At 51.8% G+C, this 19,159-nt stretch carries 17 protein-coding genes; 8 read left to right on the top strand and 9 right to left on the bottom strand.

Going from position 1 to position 19,159, the window contains the following annotated elements; translation table 11 throughout:
- Window positions 1-25: 25 nt before the first annotated feature.
- From AC0VXT_RS07605 to AC0VXT_RS07595, 3 genes are all read left to right on the top strand, one after another.
- Window positions 26-430 (top strand): OsmC family protein, encoded by a 405-nt coding sequence (locus tag AC0VXT_RS07605; RefSeq protein ID WP_102782606.1) that lies wholly within the window; start codon window positions 26-28, stop codon window positions 428-430.
- A 151-nt stretch (window positions 431-581) separates the two neighbouring features.
- Entirely contained in the window at window positions 582-1,898 is a 1,317-nt protein-coding gene (locus tag AC0VXT_RS07600; RefSeq protein WP_475548157.1) for an alpha/beta hydrolase, read from the top strand.
- A gap of 49 nt (window positions 1,899-1,947) precedes the next feature.
- On the top strand, window positions 1,948-2,889 hold the full coding sequence (locus tag AC0VXT_RS07595; protein WP_475548156.1) for an alpha/beta fold hydrolase: 942 nt from the start codon (window positions 1,948-1,950) through the stop codon (window positions 2,887-2,889).
- 13 nt (window positions 2,890-2,902) lie between these two features.
- On the opposite strand, the gene AC0VXT_RS07590 is transcribed toward AC0VXT_RS07595, so the two are convergent.
- Entirely contained in the window at window positions 2,903-3,847 is a 945-nt protein-coding gene (locus tag AC0VXT_RS07590) for a cupin domain-containing protein (protein ID WP_475548155.1), read from the bottom strand.
- Between the two features lie 148 nt (window positions 3,848-3,995).
- Here AC0VXT_RS07590 and AC0VXT_RS07585 point away from each other — a divergent pair, with 148 nt between their 5' ends.
- Window positions 3,996-4,967, top strand: a complete 972-nt coding sequence (locus tag AC0VXT_RS07585) for a phytanoyl-CoA dioxygenase family protein (protein ID WP_475548154.1) — start codon at window positions 3,996-3,998, stop codon at window positions 4,965-4,967.
- 98 nt (window positions 4,968-5,065) lie between these two features.
- Here the strand turns inward: AC0VXT_RS07585 and AC0VXT_RS07580 are convergent, their stop codons facing one another.
- The 3 genes from AC0VXT_RS07580 to AC0VXT_RS07570 form a co-directional block, all read right to left on the bottom strand.
- Window positions 5,066-6,040, bottom strand: coding sequence for an adenosine deaminase (locus tag AC0VXT_RS07580; RefSeq protein ID WP_475548153.1), 975 nt, complete (start codon window positions 6,038-6,040; stop codon window positions 5,066-5,068).
- A 71-nt stretch (window positions 6,041-6,111) separates the two neighbouring features.
- Window positions 6,112-7,887 (bottom strand): tetratricopeptide repeat-containing sulfotransferase family protein, encoded by a 1,776-nt coding sequence (locus AC0VXT_RS07575; RefSeq protein ID WP_475548152.1) that lies wholly within the window; start codon window positions 7,885-7,887, stop codon window positions 6,112-6,114.
- Between the two features lie 297 nt (window positions 7,888-8,184).
- Window positions 8,185-9,045, bottom strand: coding sequence for a helix-turn-helix domain-containing protein (locus tag AC0VXT_RS07570; protein ID WP_475548151.1), 861 nt, complete (start codon window positions 9,043-9,045; stop codon window positions 8,185-8,187).
- Between the two features lie 135 nt (window positions 9,046-9,180).
- Between AC0VXT_RS07570 and AC0VXT_RS07565 the strand changes: the two genes are divergently transcribed.
- Both AC0VXT_RS07565 and AC0VXT_RS07560 read left to right on the top strand, forming a co-directional pair.
- Entirely contained in the window at window positions 9,181-10,770 is a 1,590-nt protein-coding gene (locus tag AC0VXT_RS07565; protein WP_475548150.1) for an adenylate/guanylate cyclase domain-containing protein, read from the top strand.
- Window positions 10,771-10,937: 167 nt separating this feature from the next.
- Window positions 10,938-12,008 carry an EAL domain-containing protein gene (locus AC0VXT_RS07560; protein ID WP_475548149.1) on the top strand — a complete coding sequence of 357 codons (1,071 nt, stop codon included), beginning with the start codon at window positions 10,938-10,940 and terminating at the stop codon, window positions 12,006-12,008.
- A 6-nt stretch (window positions 12,009-12,014) separates the two neighbouring features.
- Here AC0VXT_RS07560 and AC0VXT_RS07555 read toward each other — a convergent pair whose 3' ends face one another.
- Window positions 12,015-12,584, bottom strand: coding sequence for a TetR/AcrR family transcriptional regulator (locus AC0VXT_RS07555; RefSeq protein ID WP_475548148.1), 570 nt, complete (start codon window positions 12,582-12,584; stop codon window positions 12,015-12,017).
- A 222-nt stretch (window positions 12,585-12,806) separates the two neighbouring features.
- Here AC0VXT_RS07555 and AC0VXT_RS07550 point away from each other — a divergent pair, with 222 nt between their 5' ends.
- A complete protein-coding gene (locus AC0VXT_RS07550) occupies window positions 12,807-13,640 on the top strand; it encodes an NAD(P)H-binding protein (RefSeq protein WP_475548147.1) in 834 nt (277 codons plus the stop codon).
- A gap of 85 nt (window positions 13,641-13,725) precedes the next feature.
- Here AC0VXT_RS07550 and AC0VXT_RS07545 read toward each other — a convergent pair whose 3' ends face one another.
- Entirely contained in the window at window positions 13,726-15,762 is a 2,037-nt protein-coding gene (locus tag AC0VXT_RS07545) for an oxidoreductase (protein ID WP_475548146.1), read from the bottom strand.
- A gap of 149 nt (window positions 15,763-15,911) precedes the next feature.
- On the opposite strand from AC0VXT_RS07545, the gene AC0VXT_RS07540 reads away from it, so the two are divergent.
- On the top strand, window positions 15,912-16,538 hold the full coding sequence (locus AC0VXT_RS07540) for a TetR/AcrR family transcriptional regulator (RefSeq protein WP_475548145.1): 627 nt from the start codon (window positions 15,912-15,914) through the stop codon (window positions 16,536-16,538).
- A 28-nt stretch (window positions 16,539-16,566) separates the two neighbouring features.
- Here AC0VXT_RS07540 and AC0VXT_RS07535 read toward each other — a convergent pair whose 3' ends face one another.
- Genes AC0VXT_RS07535 through AC0VXT_RS07525 form a run of 3 tightly spaced genes read right to left on the bottom strand, consistent with a single transcriptional unit; the run spans window position 16,567 to window position 19,071 of the window.
- Window positions 16,567-17,283, bottom strand: coding sequence for a GntR family transcriptional regulator (locus tag AC0VXT_RS07535; protein WP_475548144.1), 717 nt, complete (start codon window positions 17,281-17,283; stop codon window positions 16,567-16,569).
- Between the two features lie 55 nt (window positions 17,284-17,338).
- Window positions 17,339-18,619, bottom strand: coding sequence for a TRAP transporter large permease (locus AC0VXT_RS07530; protein ID WP_102782591.1), 1,281 nt, complete (start codon window positions 18,617-18,619; stop codon window positions 17,339-17,341).
- Window positions 18,619-19,071 (bottom strand): TRAP transporter small permease, encoded by a 453-nt coding sequence (locus tag AC0VXT_RS07525; RefSeq protein WP_475548143.1) that lies wholly within the window; start codon window positions 19,069-19,071, stop codon window positions 18,619-18,621. The genes AC0VXT_RS07530 and AC0VXT_RS07525 overlap by 1 nt, the downstream gene beginning before the upstream one ends.
- Between the last annotated feature and the right edge of the window lie 88 nt (window positions 19,072-19,159).

Below are 19,159 nucleotides of genomic sequence, written 5' to 3'. Positions count from 1 at the left end.
AGTTTTCAAAAACAGGAATTTGATCATGGAAGCACGGGTAAAGTGGCTTGAGAACCTGACCTTCACAGGCACCAGCGGCAGTGGCCACGGTGTTGTCATGGATGGCGACCGGGAAAATGGCTTTGGCCCAAGCCCGATGGAAATGCTTCTTCTGGGCATTGCCGGGTGTTCGTCAATTGATGTCGTTCATATCCTTAAAAAAGGACGCGAGAACGTTCTGGATGTGCAAACCGATGTCAAAGCCGAACGTGCTGAAACCGATCCTAAGGTTTTCACCAAGATTCACCTGCATTTCAAGGTGAAGGGGGATAACCTGAACGAAGCTAAAATCGGTCGGGCCGTTGAATTGTCTGCGGAAAAATATTGCTCTGCCTCGATCATGCTGTCCAAGGCGGCAGAGATCACCCATAGCTGGGAAATCATGGAATAACCAAGACACACCATGATATCTCGATGCCGAAAGTTGACATACTTTCAAAGCGGTCTGATAAAGGCCGCTTTTTTTGTTGCTCGCACATGATCGATGCCCGCGTTAAGGTTGCAGTTGATCAACACACTCGCCCCAGTTCTGGAGATGCCCCATGTCCGTCCGTCACGCGATAGGATTACGACTTTGTTCCATCAGTATCGCAACCGGCCTGCTTGCGGGGATAAGCACAATACAGGCCGCCAACGCCGATGCCCTTTCCCCATCTGGCATGGCAGTTCAGGCCCCCTCGCCCAATGGGACATTTCCTGACTATGTCAAAAACACTCGCAGTCAAATTCGCGAGGTGTTGAAAAACACACGTTTCGCCGATGAAAAACAGCCGTTTGGATCGTTCGGTCTGGATGAAGTTGTTGAAATGCGCGCACCTTACGACATTGCGCCAGACCAGAAATCCTGTGCGGATGGTGACGTCACCTTATCGCGCGGCGAGAATCTGGGCTTTGTCATGGTCCATGGGCTTACGGACAGTCCATATTGGTTAAGTGATGTGCGCGATGTGTTACGCGATAAATACCCGTGCGCATCGTTCCATGGTGTGTTGTTGCCTGGGCATGGCACGGTTCCCGCCGACCTTATGGACGTTGCGTATCAGGACTGGATGGATACGGTTAAATTCGGTGTTGAATCGTTTGGCCCGGAAGTAGAACAGATCATTCCCATCGGCTTTTCAACCGGTGCGGCCCTGATTGGGCGTTACTATGATATGGCTGATCACGATGATCGCCTGAACGCCCTTGTCATGCTGTCACCCGGCTTTTCTGCGCGCAGCGGCATGGCATGGCTCACCCCCTATGTCCGCTATGTCAAAGACTGGGCGGGCAAGGGTGAGAACAATGATCCGGGGAAATATGGCTCGATGGCGATGAATGGTGCGGCAGAGTTTCATTTGCTCACCTCCCCCTATCGCGATGGATCAATTGGCGCTGTTGACATTCCGGTATTCGTTGCGGTCAGTTCGGATGACCAAACCATCGACCCGCTTGTCGTACTTGATTTCTTCTGTGAAAAGGTGACTGTCCCGAACCGTCATATGGTCTGGTATCAAGGGGAAATCGAAATCCCCGACGAACAAACCCAATGTGACGGTATTGACGTTGTTAAGTCTGCAAATGCGGACTTCAGAACGTTAAACCATGCTCATACCGGCATTACTCTTTCGCCGAACGATCCTGTTTACGGGCTTGATGGCAAACACCCTGATTGCGGCCACTATGACAACAAAGAAGACAAGGAAACCTGCGAAACAGCACCCGATGCAGTTTACGGTGAACGCAACCTTGTTGACGGTGCGACACCCGGAACCCTGCGACGTGCGACGTTTAACCCGGATTTTGACACCATGATGAAGAAAATCATGCATTTCATCGCGGTGTCACGTGCCCCGGCGACCCCAAATCCCTTAGAATAGATATGCGGTTTTGACGTCGGCTTGAACGGAACTTGAGACAGGCATTTGAATGAATTTCTCCCTGCATCACGTAACCAATAAAGATGGCGTGCGGTTACGCTATGGCATCAGCCCGCCTTCTCGGGATAATTCGGATGCCTATGTCCTTATTCTGCAGGGGCGCGGCGAATATATCGAACGATATCAAGAAACTGCCGAGGACCTGACCCAACGCGGGTTGGGCTGCGTCACGTTTGATTTCCGCGGGCAAGGTGGTTCTGATCGCGCGACGTCAGATCCCATCATGGGCTATATCAAAGATGTCATGGAGTATGTGTCTGATACCGGGTGTATTATGGCCCATATCAAAGATCAGCATGACATAACATGCGAAATGCTTTTAAGCCATTCGACGGGCGGGCTCGTGGCCATGAAGATGCTGCTATCGCAACCAGATCTTTGGAAAAGTGCTGTGATGTTGGCCCCGTTTTTTGGCATGGGTGGTCCGGATTGGCTGACGATTGCGGCACAGTTCTTATCCGCCAGCCTCTGCCGATACGGTTTTGATCGGCAATACCTTCCGGGTCAAAAAACATTATCACCGCTGAATGCATTTGAGCCGGAAAACCTTTTGACTTCGGATGCCGAACGATATGCTCGTAATGTTGCGCTGCTGACAGCTCAGCCAGACCTTGTCATTGGCGGCGTTTCTGCAGGGTGGCTTGATGCCTGTTTTCGTACTCAGGCCAACCTCATGGGCAAACTTTCAGCACCTTCAGGCGCCATGGAACTGCCGCCTATCACCATGGTTCTCGCTGGCAACGATCAGGTTGTGTCAAACACCACGACAAATGACCTTTTTGGCAACCATCCCAATGTGACCATGTGCGAAATTCCCGAAGCCCGGCATGAAATCCTGCAAGAGCAGGACTATCTTCGCGATCAATTCTGGGCAGCATTTGATTTGCATGTTTCACGCCATCATGCCGAGTGGCTTTCAAATGCTGGCTGACATCCCAAACAACTCACCGGGATGACGTGCTGATTTCTACCCCGTCAAAGCGCATTTTTCGAAATGCACTTGGCGCCACGCCACGATGACGACGGAACTGACGGTTAAAGTGTGACAGATTCTGAAAACCGGCTTCCTCTGCTACGCAGTAAATCGGCATATCTGATGACAGCAACAGACTGACCGCACGCCCAAGCCGCAACCCCATCAGATAATCCTGAATATTTGTGCCCATATGGCGCTGAAAAAAGCGCCGCAATGTCCGTTCGCTCATACCTGCATTTTGTGCGATCACACGACTGCTGACGGGCTCGACATAGGCACCATGCAATTGATCAAGCACCTTGCCGAGCCGACTGGCATCGTCGCGACCCGGAACATCGGTATTAAACCGATCAGAGGCCAGCGGCTTGAGGTCTTTGGCTTCAATCAAAGTGCGCAGGACTTCGATCAAAAGCACAAGCTGATCTGCCGGTTTTCCCTGATCAAAATTTGTTGCAAGCTTGGCCACCTTACGCGCAATTTTTGAATCGAACTTCACGCCACGCCGCGACAGAAGCAGGATTTTTCCCAGCGATGATAATTCGGGGATGGTTTTGCAGATCGAATTGATCCAGTCCACCGTGAACCAGAAAACAAACGCCTGATGCCCCTTACGCCGTCCCTTAACCTGAAGGGCTGCGTCATGAGCACGCATACCACCCGGCGTTACCGACGGTGGGCCGGCATTTTTTGAGTGCCATGTGTGGGGTAAATTCGGCCCCAATAGAACCAAGTCATCCTCGCCATACGACCCGATATGGTCGCCCACGTATCGCTGTCCATGGCTGCCTAGCGTCAGGGTTAGTTCATATTCAGGATGGAAATGCCATTCGAACGGAATTGCTTCCAGATTACGGTGCAATCCCTTCCAAGACCGGTCTGCTGCAATCTGGACATGCTCAAACAGCAACTTCATTTAAATACCAATCACGCTTATACGGCATATATATCGAAAAATATTGACCGAATAGTATCAGTATTTGTCCGTGCTGTCAGTGGGCAAATTCCCGGATCAGAGGTTAGAATTCAACCTGTCACAAACAAAGCACTCGGGAGATACCGCAATGTCGATGCTGGCAAACGCCCCAATGTCAAACACCCCCAATGCCGATCGTCCCGGCAATGCGTCGGTTAAGGAGGTTCGTGGTGCACAGTTGCGCGACCTTGCAAAGACGTTACCGCTTCGCGTTTTATCCGAGGATGATTTTACCCATTGGCAGACCTATGGCTATGTCGTCGTGCCAAATGCGGTTCCCGATGAACAGGTCCGTGCGACCCGCGATTTCCTGTGGGAATTTCAGGAAATGGACCCGAATGATCCGGCCAGTTGGAGCCGGCCGCAAATGCGCGATCACGCAATGACCGAACTGAACAATTCAGGCATGGTCGAAGTCTATAATCATCAGACACTTTGGGACAACCGTCAGACACAGTGGGTTTACAACGCCTTTGTTGATATTTGGGATCGAACTGATCTTTGGGTGTCGATTGATCGTGCCAACCTGAACACGCCCAATACAGGTAAACGTGCATTTGACGGCTTCATTCACTGGGATACAGATACGACGGTCGATCCTTTGCCAATTAATGTGCAGGGTGTTTTATCGCTGGTTGATACCACCGACGATATGGGTGGCTTTCAATGCGTGCCTGATTTATTTGCCAATTTCGAGCAATGGCGCAAAACGGCACCATCAGGTCGCGACCCGTTCCGCCCGGATATGGACAGCATCCCCTATGAACCAAAGCGCATAGCGATGAAGGCTGGTGACCTTGTGATTTTCAACAGCTTGCTGGCGCATGGCATTCGCGCAAACCGGTCGGATCAGTCGCGTATTGCGCAATATATCTCGATGGCACCGGCAACGCCCGAGGAACAGGACCTTGTCGACTGGCGGGTCAAAAGCTGGTCCGAACGTCTTCCCGCCCGCGGCCATGCCTTCCCCGGCGATCCACGCAACTGGGAACAAACCTGTTATGATCGGGCAAACCTGACGCCGCTTGGCGAAAAGCTTCTGGGGAAAACGCGCTGGTAATCCAACCCTGCACGCATCATTTAAAAAGCGCCCTTCTGACAGGGCGCTTTTCATTTAGGACAGAACTCACCTTGCTGTCATAGACAGCAGAAACGCGGTCAAAGCTTTGCGATCAGCAAAGCTTTGGTGTCGTCATCGACAAAGGCCGCTTCAAGGGCGGTTCGGGTAATGCCAAGAAGTTCCGCATCACTGAACCCGAAATCATCCTGCGCACACTGATATTCATCCGCCAAACTTGTGTGGAAGAACGGCGGATCGTCAGATCCCAGCGTCACCTTGACCCCGGCATCATAAAGTTTACGCAAAGGATGCGCCGCAAAATCGGGATAAACCGAAAGTGCGATGTTTGATCCCGGGCACACCTCAAGAACGATGCCACGCTTAACAAGTGTCTCAACCAGTTTCGGGTCTTCGATTGAGCGTACACCATGCCCAATTCTGGTCACTGGCAGTTTATCAATCGCATCCCAAACACTCTGGGGACCTTGAACCTCGCCCGCATGGGTCGTGCAGCCAAGACCGCCATCTGCGGCAACCTTGAATGCCGGGTAAAAGGTTTCTTGCGAAAACATGCTTTCATTACCGCCCATGCCAAAGCCAACGACATAGGGGTGGCCGCATGCAACAGTATCTTTGGCAACTTCAACGGCGATGTCACCGCCGACATGGCGCACGCAGGTCATGATGATCCGGCCAATGATGCCACATTCCTTTTCTGCGCGGTCAATGCCATCAGCAACCCCGTCAAGGTGATCATCAAACGAAATCCCGCATTCAGCCGCATGGGTTGGCGAGCAGAACAGCTCGACATAAAGCGCACCTGATTTGGCCTGCTCGGTCAGATAGAAATGCGTCAGATCGGTATAATCTTGCTTCGTGCGGATCGCGGCACTTGCCTTATCAAAACTCTTGAGAAACTCGGGAAAATCCGACCAGATATACCGATCCTGGTCATCATAAATCCCAGCAGGCAACGTAAGGCCATTTCGCTTGGCAAAGGACCGTACAAGCGCCGGCGTCATCGCACCTTCAAGATGCAAGTGCAGCTCTGCTTTTGGGATTTTATAGGTCATTTGGGCGCTCCGGCATTTTCATGTTTCTTGATCTTGTAAGAAACCTTTCTAACCCGAAAGCCCCAATGACGTCACGCCGCAAACGTTTTGCGGGACGATTTCTTATCTGCTTTTTTATCAGGCACTCCGATGTTGACAGCCAAATCGGCAAGTGGTCCGATAAAGGGCTCAAACCGTTGCCACTTACCAAGGGAATCCTTATTAATCGGGCGACGCACCTGTATCATGCTTGCAGTCGTCGATGTCTTACCGTCGCGATAGAATTCAAGGCATTGCTCATGCCAATCCAATCCGCAGTGAGCAAGATAATCTTTGGCAACAGCTTCGGGGTTTGCGACCAGATCTTCATAGCGCAGGTCATAAAGCATCCCGTGCTGATCGGTTTCAAAGAACACGTTCATCAGAGTATTATAGCCACGATAGTAATCGGCTAAATCGCCAAGATCATCGGCAAAGCGCATCGGCACAGCAAACGGCGTTGTATAGATAGAAAGACACGTCGCCAGAGGATGACGATGCGTGTGAATGATCGGCGCATCTGGAAATATACGGCGGATCGCTTCTAATCGCAGAAAATTGGCAGGTGTCTTGTTCGCGACAAATCGTGAATTCGGTGCATATGCCGTCATCGCCGCAAGATAGCGTTTGCGAATTTCAGCGATGTTTTTCTTAGTCAACCGCGCAACCTGCTCAGCAATGGAGTAACGACCTACGACCTCAGTCAAAATCCGTGCAAGGTCGCCAATTTCTCCCGCGGCATAGACATCTGGGTGCGCCCCAAGAATCCGCTCGCACAGAGTAGTTCCCGATCTCGGCATGCCAACAATAAAGATCGGCATGGGCCCATCTTCTTTCTCCGCCGAGACGTCTTTGACATCGCCAAGATCGACGGTGACGTTATCACGCGCCAATTCTGCGATACGCTTCATTTCGTGAAACTCTGCGACCATGTCAATTGGTCGTGCTCTGCGGTTTGCATCATGTCCGGTTTGATACCAGTCGAATGCGGACTTCATATTGCCATCGGCCTCATCCATCCGCGCCAACGCGAATGACGCCTTATAAACCTGTCCCGCATCGTTTTGCGGGTTAATGGCAATCTCAGTCAGAACCTCGCGTGCGTTTTCCGGCATGGATTGCGGGCGCATAAATGAAATGATGATAAAAGGCTGCGCCCCTGCATCAGGAAAATCATGGATGATTGCAAGACTGGTTGAAACGGCTTTTTCAACTTCCCCAGCAATCGCATAACTGGACGCCAACAGCTCACGTAACGCCCTGTTTTGGGGTTGCTTTTGGGTGATATTTTCAAGCAATGGAAACGCTTTTTCATGCTCTTCTTGATACAGATAAATCCGCGCTAAAAGTGTTTGCATGTCTCGATAGCACGGGTCAGACGGTGCCGTGTTTTCCAGAAGTTCAATTGCCTGAGCCAGTTTTGGCGCATAACTGCGCCCCGGACTTAACTTGCATTGGTAACGGAAAATGACATCCGCAAGCATCAAGGCAAAAACGGAATGCTGCGGCGCGGCGCGATGGCGTTCTTCCAGCACCGACTCGACTGAACTAAAGTCATTTGTAATATAAGCATATTGCAGAAGATTCTGCGATATAGGCCCAAAAAAACGGTCATTCGGAAGTAATGTGCGGAAGATACGTCGTAATCTCTGCCCGGCCTGCAGAGGGTTCTTTCCCTGCATCTCGCTCACAGCAGTCATGACCTGTATATCGGTTCGCTTTGGGTGCAGCCTTAGAATCCGGGCACCAATTGTGGCCGCCTTGTCAAACTCAGCGGCCGACATTGCCAATTTTAAATCCTGTGCAATGTCCGCTTTTACCTGCGTCATTTACGTGTCCTTGGTGCGTAAAATATTACAAACGCCCCCTCCCCAAGTACCGGGCGACTATAAGTCATTTACATAACACTGCACAGCACAAATATATGTATTACTACGTATGGTCACGTAAATGTGAGTGCGGCATCATTTCATGCGACACGACAGGAGCACCGGCGAAGATCATCAAACATCCAACGACGATGGTCCGCGTTACCTCCATTTTGCCAAAGACGACACCCAAAATTATGCTGAGCAGCGCCCTACCTACTGCAATCGATCCGACAAAGTTTTTTGATTTTTGTGTGGTTAGATGTCACCCAACTGATCGGGTAGCTGGCGAAGCATCCTGATTGGGGGATGTCCGAACCGGCGTGAAAACGCGCGCGAGAACGCGCTTTGATCGGTGAACCCGACCTGCGATGCCACTACCCCGATTGAGGTCTGTTCATCAGAACCAAGCAATAATTGACGTGCGGCAAGCAAGCGTTGCGCGGTAAGCCAGCGCATCGGCGTTGTGCCAAGATATCGCTGAAAACTGACAAAGAAGCTGCTTTCCGACTGAACCGCAACAGCAGCCATATCCCCAACAGTAATCGGGTCGGCCATTCGTACGTCGGCCCAATCGAGAACGCGTTGCAAACGGGATGGCAAAACACCGGGCAACTCCCAATCATCAGCAGACGTCGTCAAAGCCGCCGACGTTCCCGACAAAATGCGCCGTAAACCGTCGCAAACAATCCCGTCTTCACCTGTTAGGTCATCAATCATGGCCCCGCAGTCGCCAACCCGGCTCGGCAGTCTGATATGATTGCCGTCGCGCATGGTTTTTGACAGAACCTGCAACAGGTCGGAAATCACCGCCTGTTGACCCGCCGCCATTTGAAGATAAGGTGATGCATTGGTGTTCCGACGCCACAGCTTTTCAATACCGGTCCGCTGGGCAACGGCAATATCGACATCAAGCACAAGAAACCTGTTTAATCCCTCGGCTCGATAGGCATGCGTATCACCAGCGGGCACAAAGGCCATCTTTGTACCGCGCACCTGACCGCCACGACCTTCAATTTCCATTTCCAGAAGTCCAAGATCGGAAATGATAATCTGGTGAAAATCAGTGTGGTTGTGGCTTGCTGCCTCTGCCTGATACTGTCGAAGACTAAACTGCATGATTTTCCTATCTGCCCCACATCATCATAGGTGCAGCAAGGCACCCTGCCAACCTGACTTTGACTGCATCTAATCGAGATCAAATGAACCTGATTGCCGTTCTGCTCGTATGAATTGAAAACAACAGGAAAATCCGTGACCCAGGATATGAGCAACATCGCACAAAGCATTTTGCGCCCGACAACGGTAAGCACCGATCAATCCGCATCGGCACCCTTTGTCGTGCGCTATGTCGTTGCGATGATTGGTATGGCAATTATTGACGTGTGTTTTTCTGGGGCGTATGTCCTGATTTCCGGTAACACATCCCTGATCTGGCGCGCAGCCCTTGTCAATATCGCCATTCTGGTCGGGTTAAACGCGATTGGTGCATGGTTTTTATTCCACCCAATCAGTAAAATGATCGCCGGCTTGCACACCAACTCGTCCCAGCGCCTTAGCCCGGGATTGCGCAGGCTACGGCAGCTTGCGCTTGCTTCATCCATCTGGGCGTTTTGTGTTGGACTGATCTATTCTGTTGCAGCATTTGGACTTGGCATTTTCAATACCTATCCGGAACTTTCCGCACAGGTGCCAACCATCTTGAAGGTCTATGGCAGCCTTTGGTTCAGCTTTGCCTATGCTGCCCATTTTGCGATTTACGCCTTCTTTGCTGCGGCCGCATGCAGCGAAACAATCAAGCACGACATCCATAAAAAATGGGGATTTAATTTCCGTCCCGGTCGCGCGCGGATCGGTCATCGGCTGGCGGTTGTTATCCTTGCCCTGACCTTGATTTCGTCAATGGCCATTCTTTTGGACCTGACAGTCTTTCGCGACATTCGCGCGACGCAAGGCCTAAGTGTCGAACAGGCCGTGATTTTGGACGTCATTGCGACCGAAACAGCCGCTGTTCTGTGTCTGTATTTCATCAACCGCACCCTGACCTCCCCCATCAGCCGCCTGACCGAGGCAGTCCGCGACATCGGCCAGGGCAAGATAGACACCCGCATTGCCGTCACCAGCGACGACGAAGCCGGAAAACTGGCCTTTGAATTTAACCGCATGGCCGAAGGCCTATCGGAAAAAGATCGCATGCGCCGGGCTTTTGAACGCTATGTCAGTCAGGATGTTGTCAATCTGGCAATGGAACGTGAACGCAACGATGACCCACGTGCATCGGGCGAGTTGCGCTATGCGACAGTGATGTTCACCGACATCAGCGGCTTTACCCGCATGGCAGAGCAACTTGAACCGGCAGAAGTTATCTCGTTACTCAATGAATATTTTGATCTGGTGAATGCCCCGATCCGCGATCATGGCGGGGCGGTACTTAATTATGTTGGTGACGCGCTGCATGCCGCCTTTAATGTGGTCCATGATGATCCTGATCACGCGGCGAATGCCGTGCGCGCGGCCATTGCCATGCAAAAACTTGGCCGTAAACATCTGTTTGCAGGCCATCAAAAAATCGAAACCAGAATTGGCATTCATACCGGCCCTGTGGTTGCCGGTCCGGTCGGCTCACGTGATCGGGTCGATTTTACCATTCAGGGAGATGCTGCCAATCTGGCATCGCGACTTGAAAACATGAACAAGGAAACTGGTACTGAAATCCTGATCAGTGCAACCACAAGTGCGCTATGTCATGAGCTTGAAGACGCCGGTGTCGACTTTCGTGCGCTTGGCACCTTTGACATTCGCGGTCGCCAACAAACCATCGACTTGTTCACCATCGATATTTGAGGTGCTGCTTCCCTTGATCTATCCCTTTAGAATTGAAATTTTTTCAATCTGGGCTCTCGTGCTTTGGCACGGCAAGGCCCAAATGGCACTATTATGGGCCATTCAAATTGCCACCTAATCTCTTTTCGTTCAGTATGTTGGGCAAAGATGACACCGGGGAGGAACAAGTGACCTACTGCAATAAGTGTGATTCCATTCCGGAAATCGCCCCGAAAGAAGGTCAGCTGTTTTTATGGCCACCGGTGTCACACATAACGGGCAAAATTCTTGCCGCGGCCAAGTCTATCGACCTTCCCGTTGAAAAAACGGCGTCCGTTGCAACATTGACCATCAATTATACCCGCCCGGGGTTGCGTGACCTGATTGATGCGATTTCAAAAGATCTTCTACCCGAAGAAATGGCCGCAACCAAAGCATTGATCATGCCCCCCAAACAATCACCGGAAATCGATGATATTTCCCGGATCACAAGCCTGAATGCGATCAGAGCTGCGATTGGCGCAGAATGGCTGGGGGATGTTTTACGCGAAAGCCGCCTGAATTCCGCATTTCAGCCGATCTTCCCGATCAGCGACTTCACCGCACCCTATGGACATGAATGCCTACTGCGGGGTGTTGCCGCAGACGGCAGCGAAATTACACCCGGGCAACTGTTTGACGCCGCACAATCCGCGACACTTTTGTTCCAGCTTGACCGCGCCGCGCGTGCGGCAAACGTGCGCAATGCTCATAAGGCAGGCGTGAATGGCAATCTGTTTATCAATTTCACGCCGAGTTCGATTTACGATCCCGATTTCTGCCTGCGATCCACCATCGAGGTGGTCGAAGAATGCCAAATTGACCGCAGCAGCATTGTCTTTGAAGTCATTGAAACCGAAAAAGTCCGCAGCACGTCGCATCTTGGCCACATCCTGCGATCATATCGGGACTCAGGTTTCAGGGTCGCACTTGATGATGTTGGGTCAGGATATTCGACGCTCAACATGTTGCCGGATCTGCGTCCGGACATCATTAAAATTGACCGCGAACTGATCGACCATGTTGATCATGACAACTACAAACAGGCGATTGTCAGCAAACTGATCGACCTTGCCAAACAGCTCGGCATCGAGGTTATTGCCGAAGGCATTGAACGACAGGAAGAACTCGACTTCCTGACAGAGCACAAGGTCGATTATGTGCAAGGCTTCCTGCTCGGACGTCCGGGACCAAAACCATTCACGACAGGCCGCGCATAACCGTCCCTATGACGCATCAAGCATTTCAGTGATTTCACGGCGCGTCATGCGCTTATAGCTGCCAACAATTTCGCGACCTTCGTCAACCGGAACAGAAATCGCCAATCTCATGGTGGCCTCCCCCATGCTCATGATCAAAAGACACCGGGCCGAAATGGACGGGTTGGCAGTCTGTTCATTGCGCAATCGCGCGATTGTCCGGGCAAGGAACGCACCATTTTCCCTACTGACTTCAAGCTCCATATCACGCAGCGTCTTATCGGCCTGCGTACCCGTCCAGATGTCGCATATGACCGGTTCGGCAAGGAACAGTTCGAAATAGGTATCAATCAGATGGTCAAAAGCCGCGATCAAGTTGTGCGCAGACGTGACCTCTGACAGTGCTTCTTCGATACAGTGGCGGGATTCATCGTTGTAGCGATCGGCCAGCGCATGAATGATCGCCGCCTTATCGGGAAAATATTGATACAGCGATCCGATGGAGACTCCCGCCTTTTCTGCGAGTTCTCCCATCTTCATCCCGTCACTTCCCTGCAATGCAATCAGCTCGCACGCCACCTTAAGGATGTTTTGCACCCGCTCGCGACTTCTTTTTTGCGTGGGGGCACGGCGCATCTTTTTCGCGTTATCTGACAAATACTTACGTCCTGTTTTCATAAACTCAGCTAGGTGTTTTTAGGCAACAGCAGCAGGCCGGTTCCCTGTCAACTCTCTTGACGAACAGAATACGAGGATTTATCACATTTAGCAAATGTGAGGATTTATCATATTTAAACCCCCAATGTCAGGAGCCCAAAAATGACAGTAAGAACCCGTTTTCTCGTGCTTGGCGCAACGGCCAAAACCGGCCGACGTGTCGCTGAACAACTGCAAAACCTTGGCCATTCGGTACGTGCTGTATCGCGCGGCACCACGCCATCGTTTGACTGGACGAAGCCCGACACATGGGATGATGTCTTACGCGACATTGATGCCGTTTATGTCACGTTCCAGCCTGATCTGGCTGTTCCCGGCTCGGATCAGATCATCGCTGATTTTACAGCCCGCGCCCTAAGCCATGGCGCGAAACGACTTGTGATGTTGTCGGGCCGTGGGGAAGATGCTGCACAGGATGCGGAACGCACATTGCGAAATTCGGGGGCTGAATGGACCGTGCTCCGGGCCAACTGGTTCTTCCAGAATTTTAGCGAAGACCTGTTCTTGCCCTATCTTCAAAACGGCGTACTTGCCCTGCCTGCTGGCGACATTCCCGAGCCGTTCGTTGATGCCGACGACATCGCCGAATGTGCGGTCACAGCCCTTCTTGACCCAACGCATATTGGCAAGACGTACGAGCTTTCAGGACCTGATGCCCTGACCTTTGAAGAAGCAACCGCCATCATCGCCAGTTCCGCCAACCACGACATTGCCTTTGTTCCCATCACACTTGATCAGCTTGATGCTGGCCTTGAACAGGATGGCGTACCCGACGACGTCCGGGGTTTGATCCGCTATCTGTTTTCAGAAGTTCTGGACGGTCGGAACAAAACACCGACAGGTGACGTTGAACAGATCCTTGGCCGCAAACCAAAACCCCTTCGGACATATGCCCATGAGGCTGCACAAACCGGCGTTTGGGGCACCCCGGACTAATCCTGACCTTGGATGCGTGCCGCAAATAATGTGCGGCACGCACCAGTTCATTGGGTAATAGCACAACCGACCTGAGGACGACCGCCTAAATATCCTTCAGGAGCCTGAGGGCATCATAAATCGCCGCATGCGTGTTGCGTGCCGATACCGCATCACCAATGCGGAACAACTGGAACGTTCCGTCCGCGTTGCGCACAACTGACTGGGGCTTTCCGGCAATCAGTTGATCATGCGACATCTCGCCATGGTTTGAGGATGCCGATTTGAGCTCAAAGTAAAGATCATCAAGCGGAATGGTCCCATGATTAATCACTACCTGATCAACCGTGCGCTGTTTGGCAACGCCACCATAATCACTTCCGACATGGGCCGTCAGATGATTGCCGTCTTTCTCAACCGCCGCCAGACGATATGTCACCGTAAACGTCACATCGAGTTTTTGCATGGAGCGCATGTAGGGAACAAGGTTCATCGCCATGACTTCCGGCGCGAATGAACGGTCCGGGGTCATGATTTCAACCTTTGCACCAGACTGCGCGATAAGTTCGGCAGCCTGAAGTCCTGAATGATCGCCTGCGTCATCAAACACCAGAACATTGGTACCCGGCTTGACGTCACCGGAAATAATATCCCACGAAGAAACCACCAGATCGTTGCCGCGTGACAGCACTTCGGTATCGGGCAAGCCGCCGGTTGCAATAATCACAACGTCGGGATTTTGAGCCTGAACGGTGTCAACTTCCGCCCATGTATTGAAATGGAAGGTAACACTATGCTTTGCGCACTGGTTCATACGCCAATCGATGATACTGATCATTTCCTTACGGCGTTTGTTTTGCGCGGTTAACCGCACCTGCCCGCCCGGTTTGTCGGCGGCTTCAAAGACAACAACGTCATGTCCGCGTTCACCTGCAACCCGTGCCGCCTCCAACCCCGCGGGGCCGGTCCCGACAACGACAACCTTTTTGCGGGTTTCCGCTTTTGGGATGATATGGGGCATGTCCAGTTCACGCCCGGTCGCCGCATTATGGATGCAATAGGCCGCCCCACCCTGATAAATACGGTCAAGGCAATAGTTCGCGCCGACACAGGGGCGAATTTCCTCTTCGCGTTTCTCAATGATCTTACGCACAACATGCGGGTCGGTCATATGGGCACGGGTCATGCCAACCATATCGACCTTGCCCGAGGCAATCGCATGACGTGCGGTTGCGACATCGGGGATTTTCGCCCCATGGAAAGTCGGGAAGTTGGTCGCAGCCCGAATTTCACCGGCAAAATCAAGATGCGGCGAATTTGCCATCCCCTGGATCGGGATCACATCGGTAAGGCCTGCATCGGTATCAATATGGCCCCGAACCACATTGAGAAAATCGATCATTCCGCTGTCTTTCAGGCGCTTTGAGATCGACAGACCGTCTTCTTTTGTCAGACCACCCTCAAGGCATTCATCCCCGGAATAGCGCACACCGACGATAAAATCGGGACCGACCCGTTTGCGAATTTCGGTAAGAACGTCAAAGGTAAACTGCAACCTGTTATCGATTCCCCCGCCATATGGGCCATCAAGATCGTTGGTCAGCGGCGACCAGAACTGATCCATCAAATGGCCATAGGCCTGAAGCTCAATCCCATCCATGCCGCCCGCTTTCATCCGTTCGGCTGCATCGGCATAATCCTTAATGATCCGCTCGATGTCCCAGTCTTCCATCTTTTTGGGGAAGGCACGATGGGATGCTTCGCGGTTGTGCGATGGCGACACAACCGGCAACCAGAATTCTTTATCCCACCGCGTCCGACGGCCAAGATGGGTTAACTGGATCATCACCGCCGCACCGTGTTCGTGAATGGCATCGGTCAAATCCTTCATCCACGGCACAACTTCGTCCTTATAGACAAGCAGGTTGTTGAAAACCGGCGGGCTGTCCCTGGATACCGCAGCAGACCCCGCTGTCATGGTCATCGCCACACCACCCTTTGCGCGTTCCACGTGATAAGCGCGGTAACGTTCCTTTGGCATGCCATCCTCTGGATAGGCTGGCTCATGAGACGTCATGATAATCCGATTGCGCAGGGTAAGATGCTTGAGCTGATAGGGCTGAAGAATGGGATCGTTGGACATGTGCGGGACTCCAGTTTCGAACTCTCTCTTCTCAACCATATGGATAAATGTACACTTATGTCAATTTTAAGTTCATAGGTGTATATTTATAGTGCATTCATGTTTAGTTTGCTTGTTGTGCACCCCGCAGTTTGCTATGGACTGAAGCCATGGAAGAACAATCACAAAATGGTGGCTGGCGCGGTTCGCCCGACGTCTGGCTGAATGCGGCCTATGACGCGCTGCTTGAAACCGGAGTGGACGGGGTTAAAATTCAACCCCTTGCCAAGCGGCTTAACCTGTCACGAACGAGTTTCTACTGGTTTTTCAAGGATCGGAAGGAACTGTTGGATGCCTTGATCACGCAATGGCGCGAGAAAAACACCGGCAACCTCATCAAGCAGACAAAGGCATTTGCCGAAACCGTGACCGAGGCGATGCTCAATGTCATTGATTGCTGGTTAAAGCCGGAACTGTTTGACGCCAAATTTGAATTTGCCATTCGGGGCTGGTCCGTCCGGTCCCCGGCATTGCTCAGGGAAATACAGTCTGCCGACGAACAACGCCTTGATGCGCTTAAACAAATGTTTATGCGCTTTGGCCAGAACGAGCGTCTGGCTGATACCCGTGCAAGAACCACATATCTGGTGCAAATCGGCTATATCTCGATGCAGACAGACGAAGACCTTGCGGTACGCCTGCAGCGCATTCCCGAGTATGTCGAAGTCTTTACCGGTCAACCGCCCGCGCAACGAGAACTCGATCGCTTTCTTGCCCGAAATCAACATCCGGCCTAACGATCAACGATGAAAGACATAAGGATGGTTAGGAAAACAGATCCTTGTTTTCCTCGATAATCTGGGGCAAGCGTTCCATTGTTCCTGAGAGGTGCTGACGCATCTGCGTGGTCGCCTCATAACCATCACCTGATTGGATGGCGGCAATAACGGCCTTATGGCCTTCGAGAACCGAAAACATTTTTCCCGCACGTGGCAAATCAAGGGTCCGAACCCTTTCAAGATGCCCACTACGCGCGGTAATCTGCAAATGCAGGTTGGACTGATTGACGCCATTAAAAAGTGCCGCGTGGAAGCTTTCATCGAGCTGTTTGAACAGATCAATCTGTTCAATATCGCCGACCAGCGCTTCTTGCATTTTGACAATGCCCTTGGCCTTGACAACCGCACCTGTTTCCGGTGCTTCAGACAATTGACGAACCGCTTCACATTCTGCAGCCACCCGCAGAAAATGCTCTTCGCGAATGCGCGCAACATCAATCTTGGTCACAACTGTCCGTGACTGCGGATAGGACACAACCAATCCGTCTTGTTCAAGCCGCATGATCGCTTCACGCACGGGCGACTGGCTGACACTAAAACTGTCAGCCAGCTCCGCACGCACAAGCGTTGTTTCAGGCAGAAGCGTCAAAGAAACAATCTGTCTTCTGATTTCTTCATATACCAAGGCAGAGGCAGGTACATGAGCGTTGGTTTTAATCCCGCCCCCCTGCACCGCAATCAATCCACCAGTAGAAGTCTTCATGTTCGATATATCTCCTTGGCAATTCTTCTGGTGCCTGAATTTCTCAGGTCATCGATTACATCAATGTATTGGGCAAGATCAACGTCAAGCTTGGTACTGCAGCCATCAAAATGAAAAATATTCCCATCGCGATAAAAAACGGGATGGACGCGCGGCTATAGGCGCCAGTCTTGACATCAAGAATGCCACAGACCGTAAACATGATGACCCCGACAGGCGGTGTCAGCCCGCCAAAATTGATCAATGTGACAATCAGAATGCCCATGTGCACAGGATCATAACCAGCACTGATCAGCACCGGCATGACAATCGGTGTAACCAGAAGAATATTGGCTGCCCCCTCAAGAAACATGCCGCTGACCACCAGAACCGCGACCACCAGCATCAATATCATCGTCGGGTTTTCCGTCAGCGTCGTGACAAATTCGGTGATTTGTTGTGGGGCACGTTCGATGGTCATCGCATAGCCAAGAACAGCAGCCATAATGATCAGCAACATGACCATTCCCAGATCGGAAATTGAGCTTGTCACAGCTTCGCGGAACTTCTTGAAATCAAGTTCACGATAAATGAACAACCCGACGCCAAGCGCGTAGAAGACAAGGAAAGCACCGGCTTCGGTCGCGGTAAAAATGCCAAAGCGGAATCCGACAATCAGAATGACCGGGAACGCCAACGCCCAGACACTTTCAGAAAAACTCGACACCAGTTCCTTGCCACTTGGGACGGTTGGTAGGTCGGGCTTGTATCCGTTTTTGCGCGCAACCAGCCAAGTTGTGATCATCAAAACGATTGTCAGGAAAATACCGGGCACAACCCCGGCAAGGAACAGGCGACCAATAGAGACCTCGTTGACAAAGCCAAACAGGATCAAGCCGATGCTCGGCGGAATGGTTGCGGTAATCACCGAACCAAAAGCCAAAACAGCGGCCGTCATCGCCTTGGAATACCCCTGCTTGATCATGCTGGGGCCCAGAAGGCGTGCCTCCATCGAGGCATCAGCAACAGCCGAACCGGAAATACCGCCCATCATGAAGCTCAGCACAATGGAAACCTGCGCCAAACCACCCGCCATCCAGCCGGTTAGCAATCGGGCAAATTTAACCAGGCGATAGGTAATGCCTGTCACGTTCATCAGGTTGCCGGCAAAAATAAAGAAGGGTACAGCCAAAAGCGGAAAACTTTGTGTTGCCGTCACCATTTTCTGAATAACCACCGTCGGTGGCATGGCGCCGCTTACAACAAAAACCGGAATAGATGCGAGCCCAAGCGCAAACGCCACAGGCATGCCGATAATGAGGAAAACCGTGAATAGAACCGCGATCAAGATCAACATCAGTTTGCCTCCCTGCGTCGCGTACGTCGGATAAGTTGCGATACCATGGTGCGGATCATCAAAAGGATGCCAACGACCATCGACGCATGAATGTAGGAAGCATTGATCTGGGCCGCACCGACAAGACGCGGATGCATCAGAACCATGTTGCCCCAAGCGTAATAAAGGAGAAACGCGAGGAAACCGATGATCACAATGATGTTGAAAACCTCGATCAGATCGGCAGTACGCGCAGAAACAACTTCCCTTACGATTTGAAGCCCGAAATGCCGGTCTTCCTGCATGGCGATATCTGCTGCCAACATGCACAGCCACGCAAAAATCAGCTGAGCCATTTCGACCGACCAGATAATCGGCGTTCCCATTGCCCTTGAAACGGATGCGACGGCAACAAGTAACACAACGGTGACAAGCAGCATTCCGCCAAAGGCAAACTCAATTCGCTTGAGCATGTATTCAATTCCATCTTGAAATTTGAAGTGCGTTGCTGCGCAGGCGCGGCAACGCACTTTTGTTCGGCACGTTTTCTAAGCGCTGGAA

It is taken from the genome of Thalassospira sp. Z349TD_5 (assembly GCF_056173045.1).
Note: the sequence above shows the minus strand (reverse complement) of the source record. Positions and strands in the feature narration are given on the sequence as shown.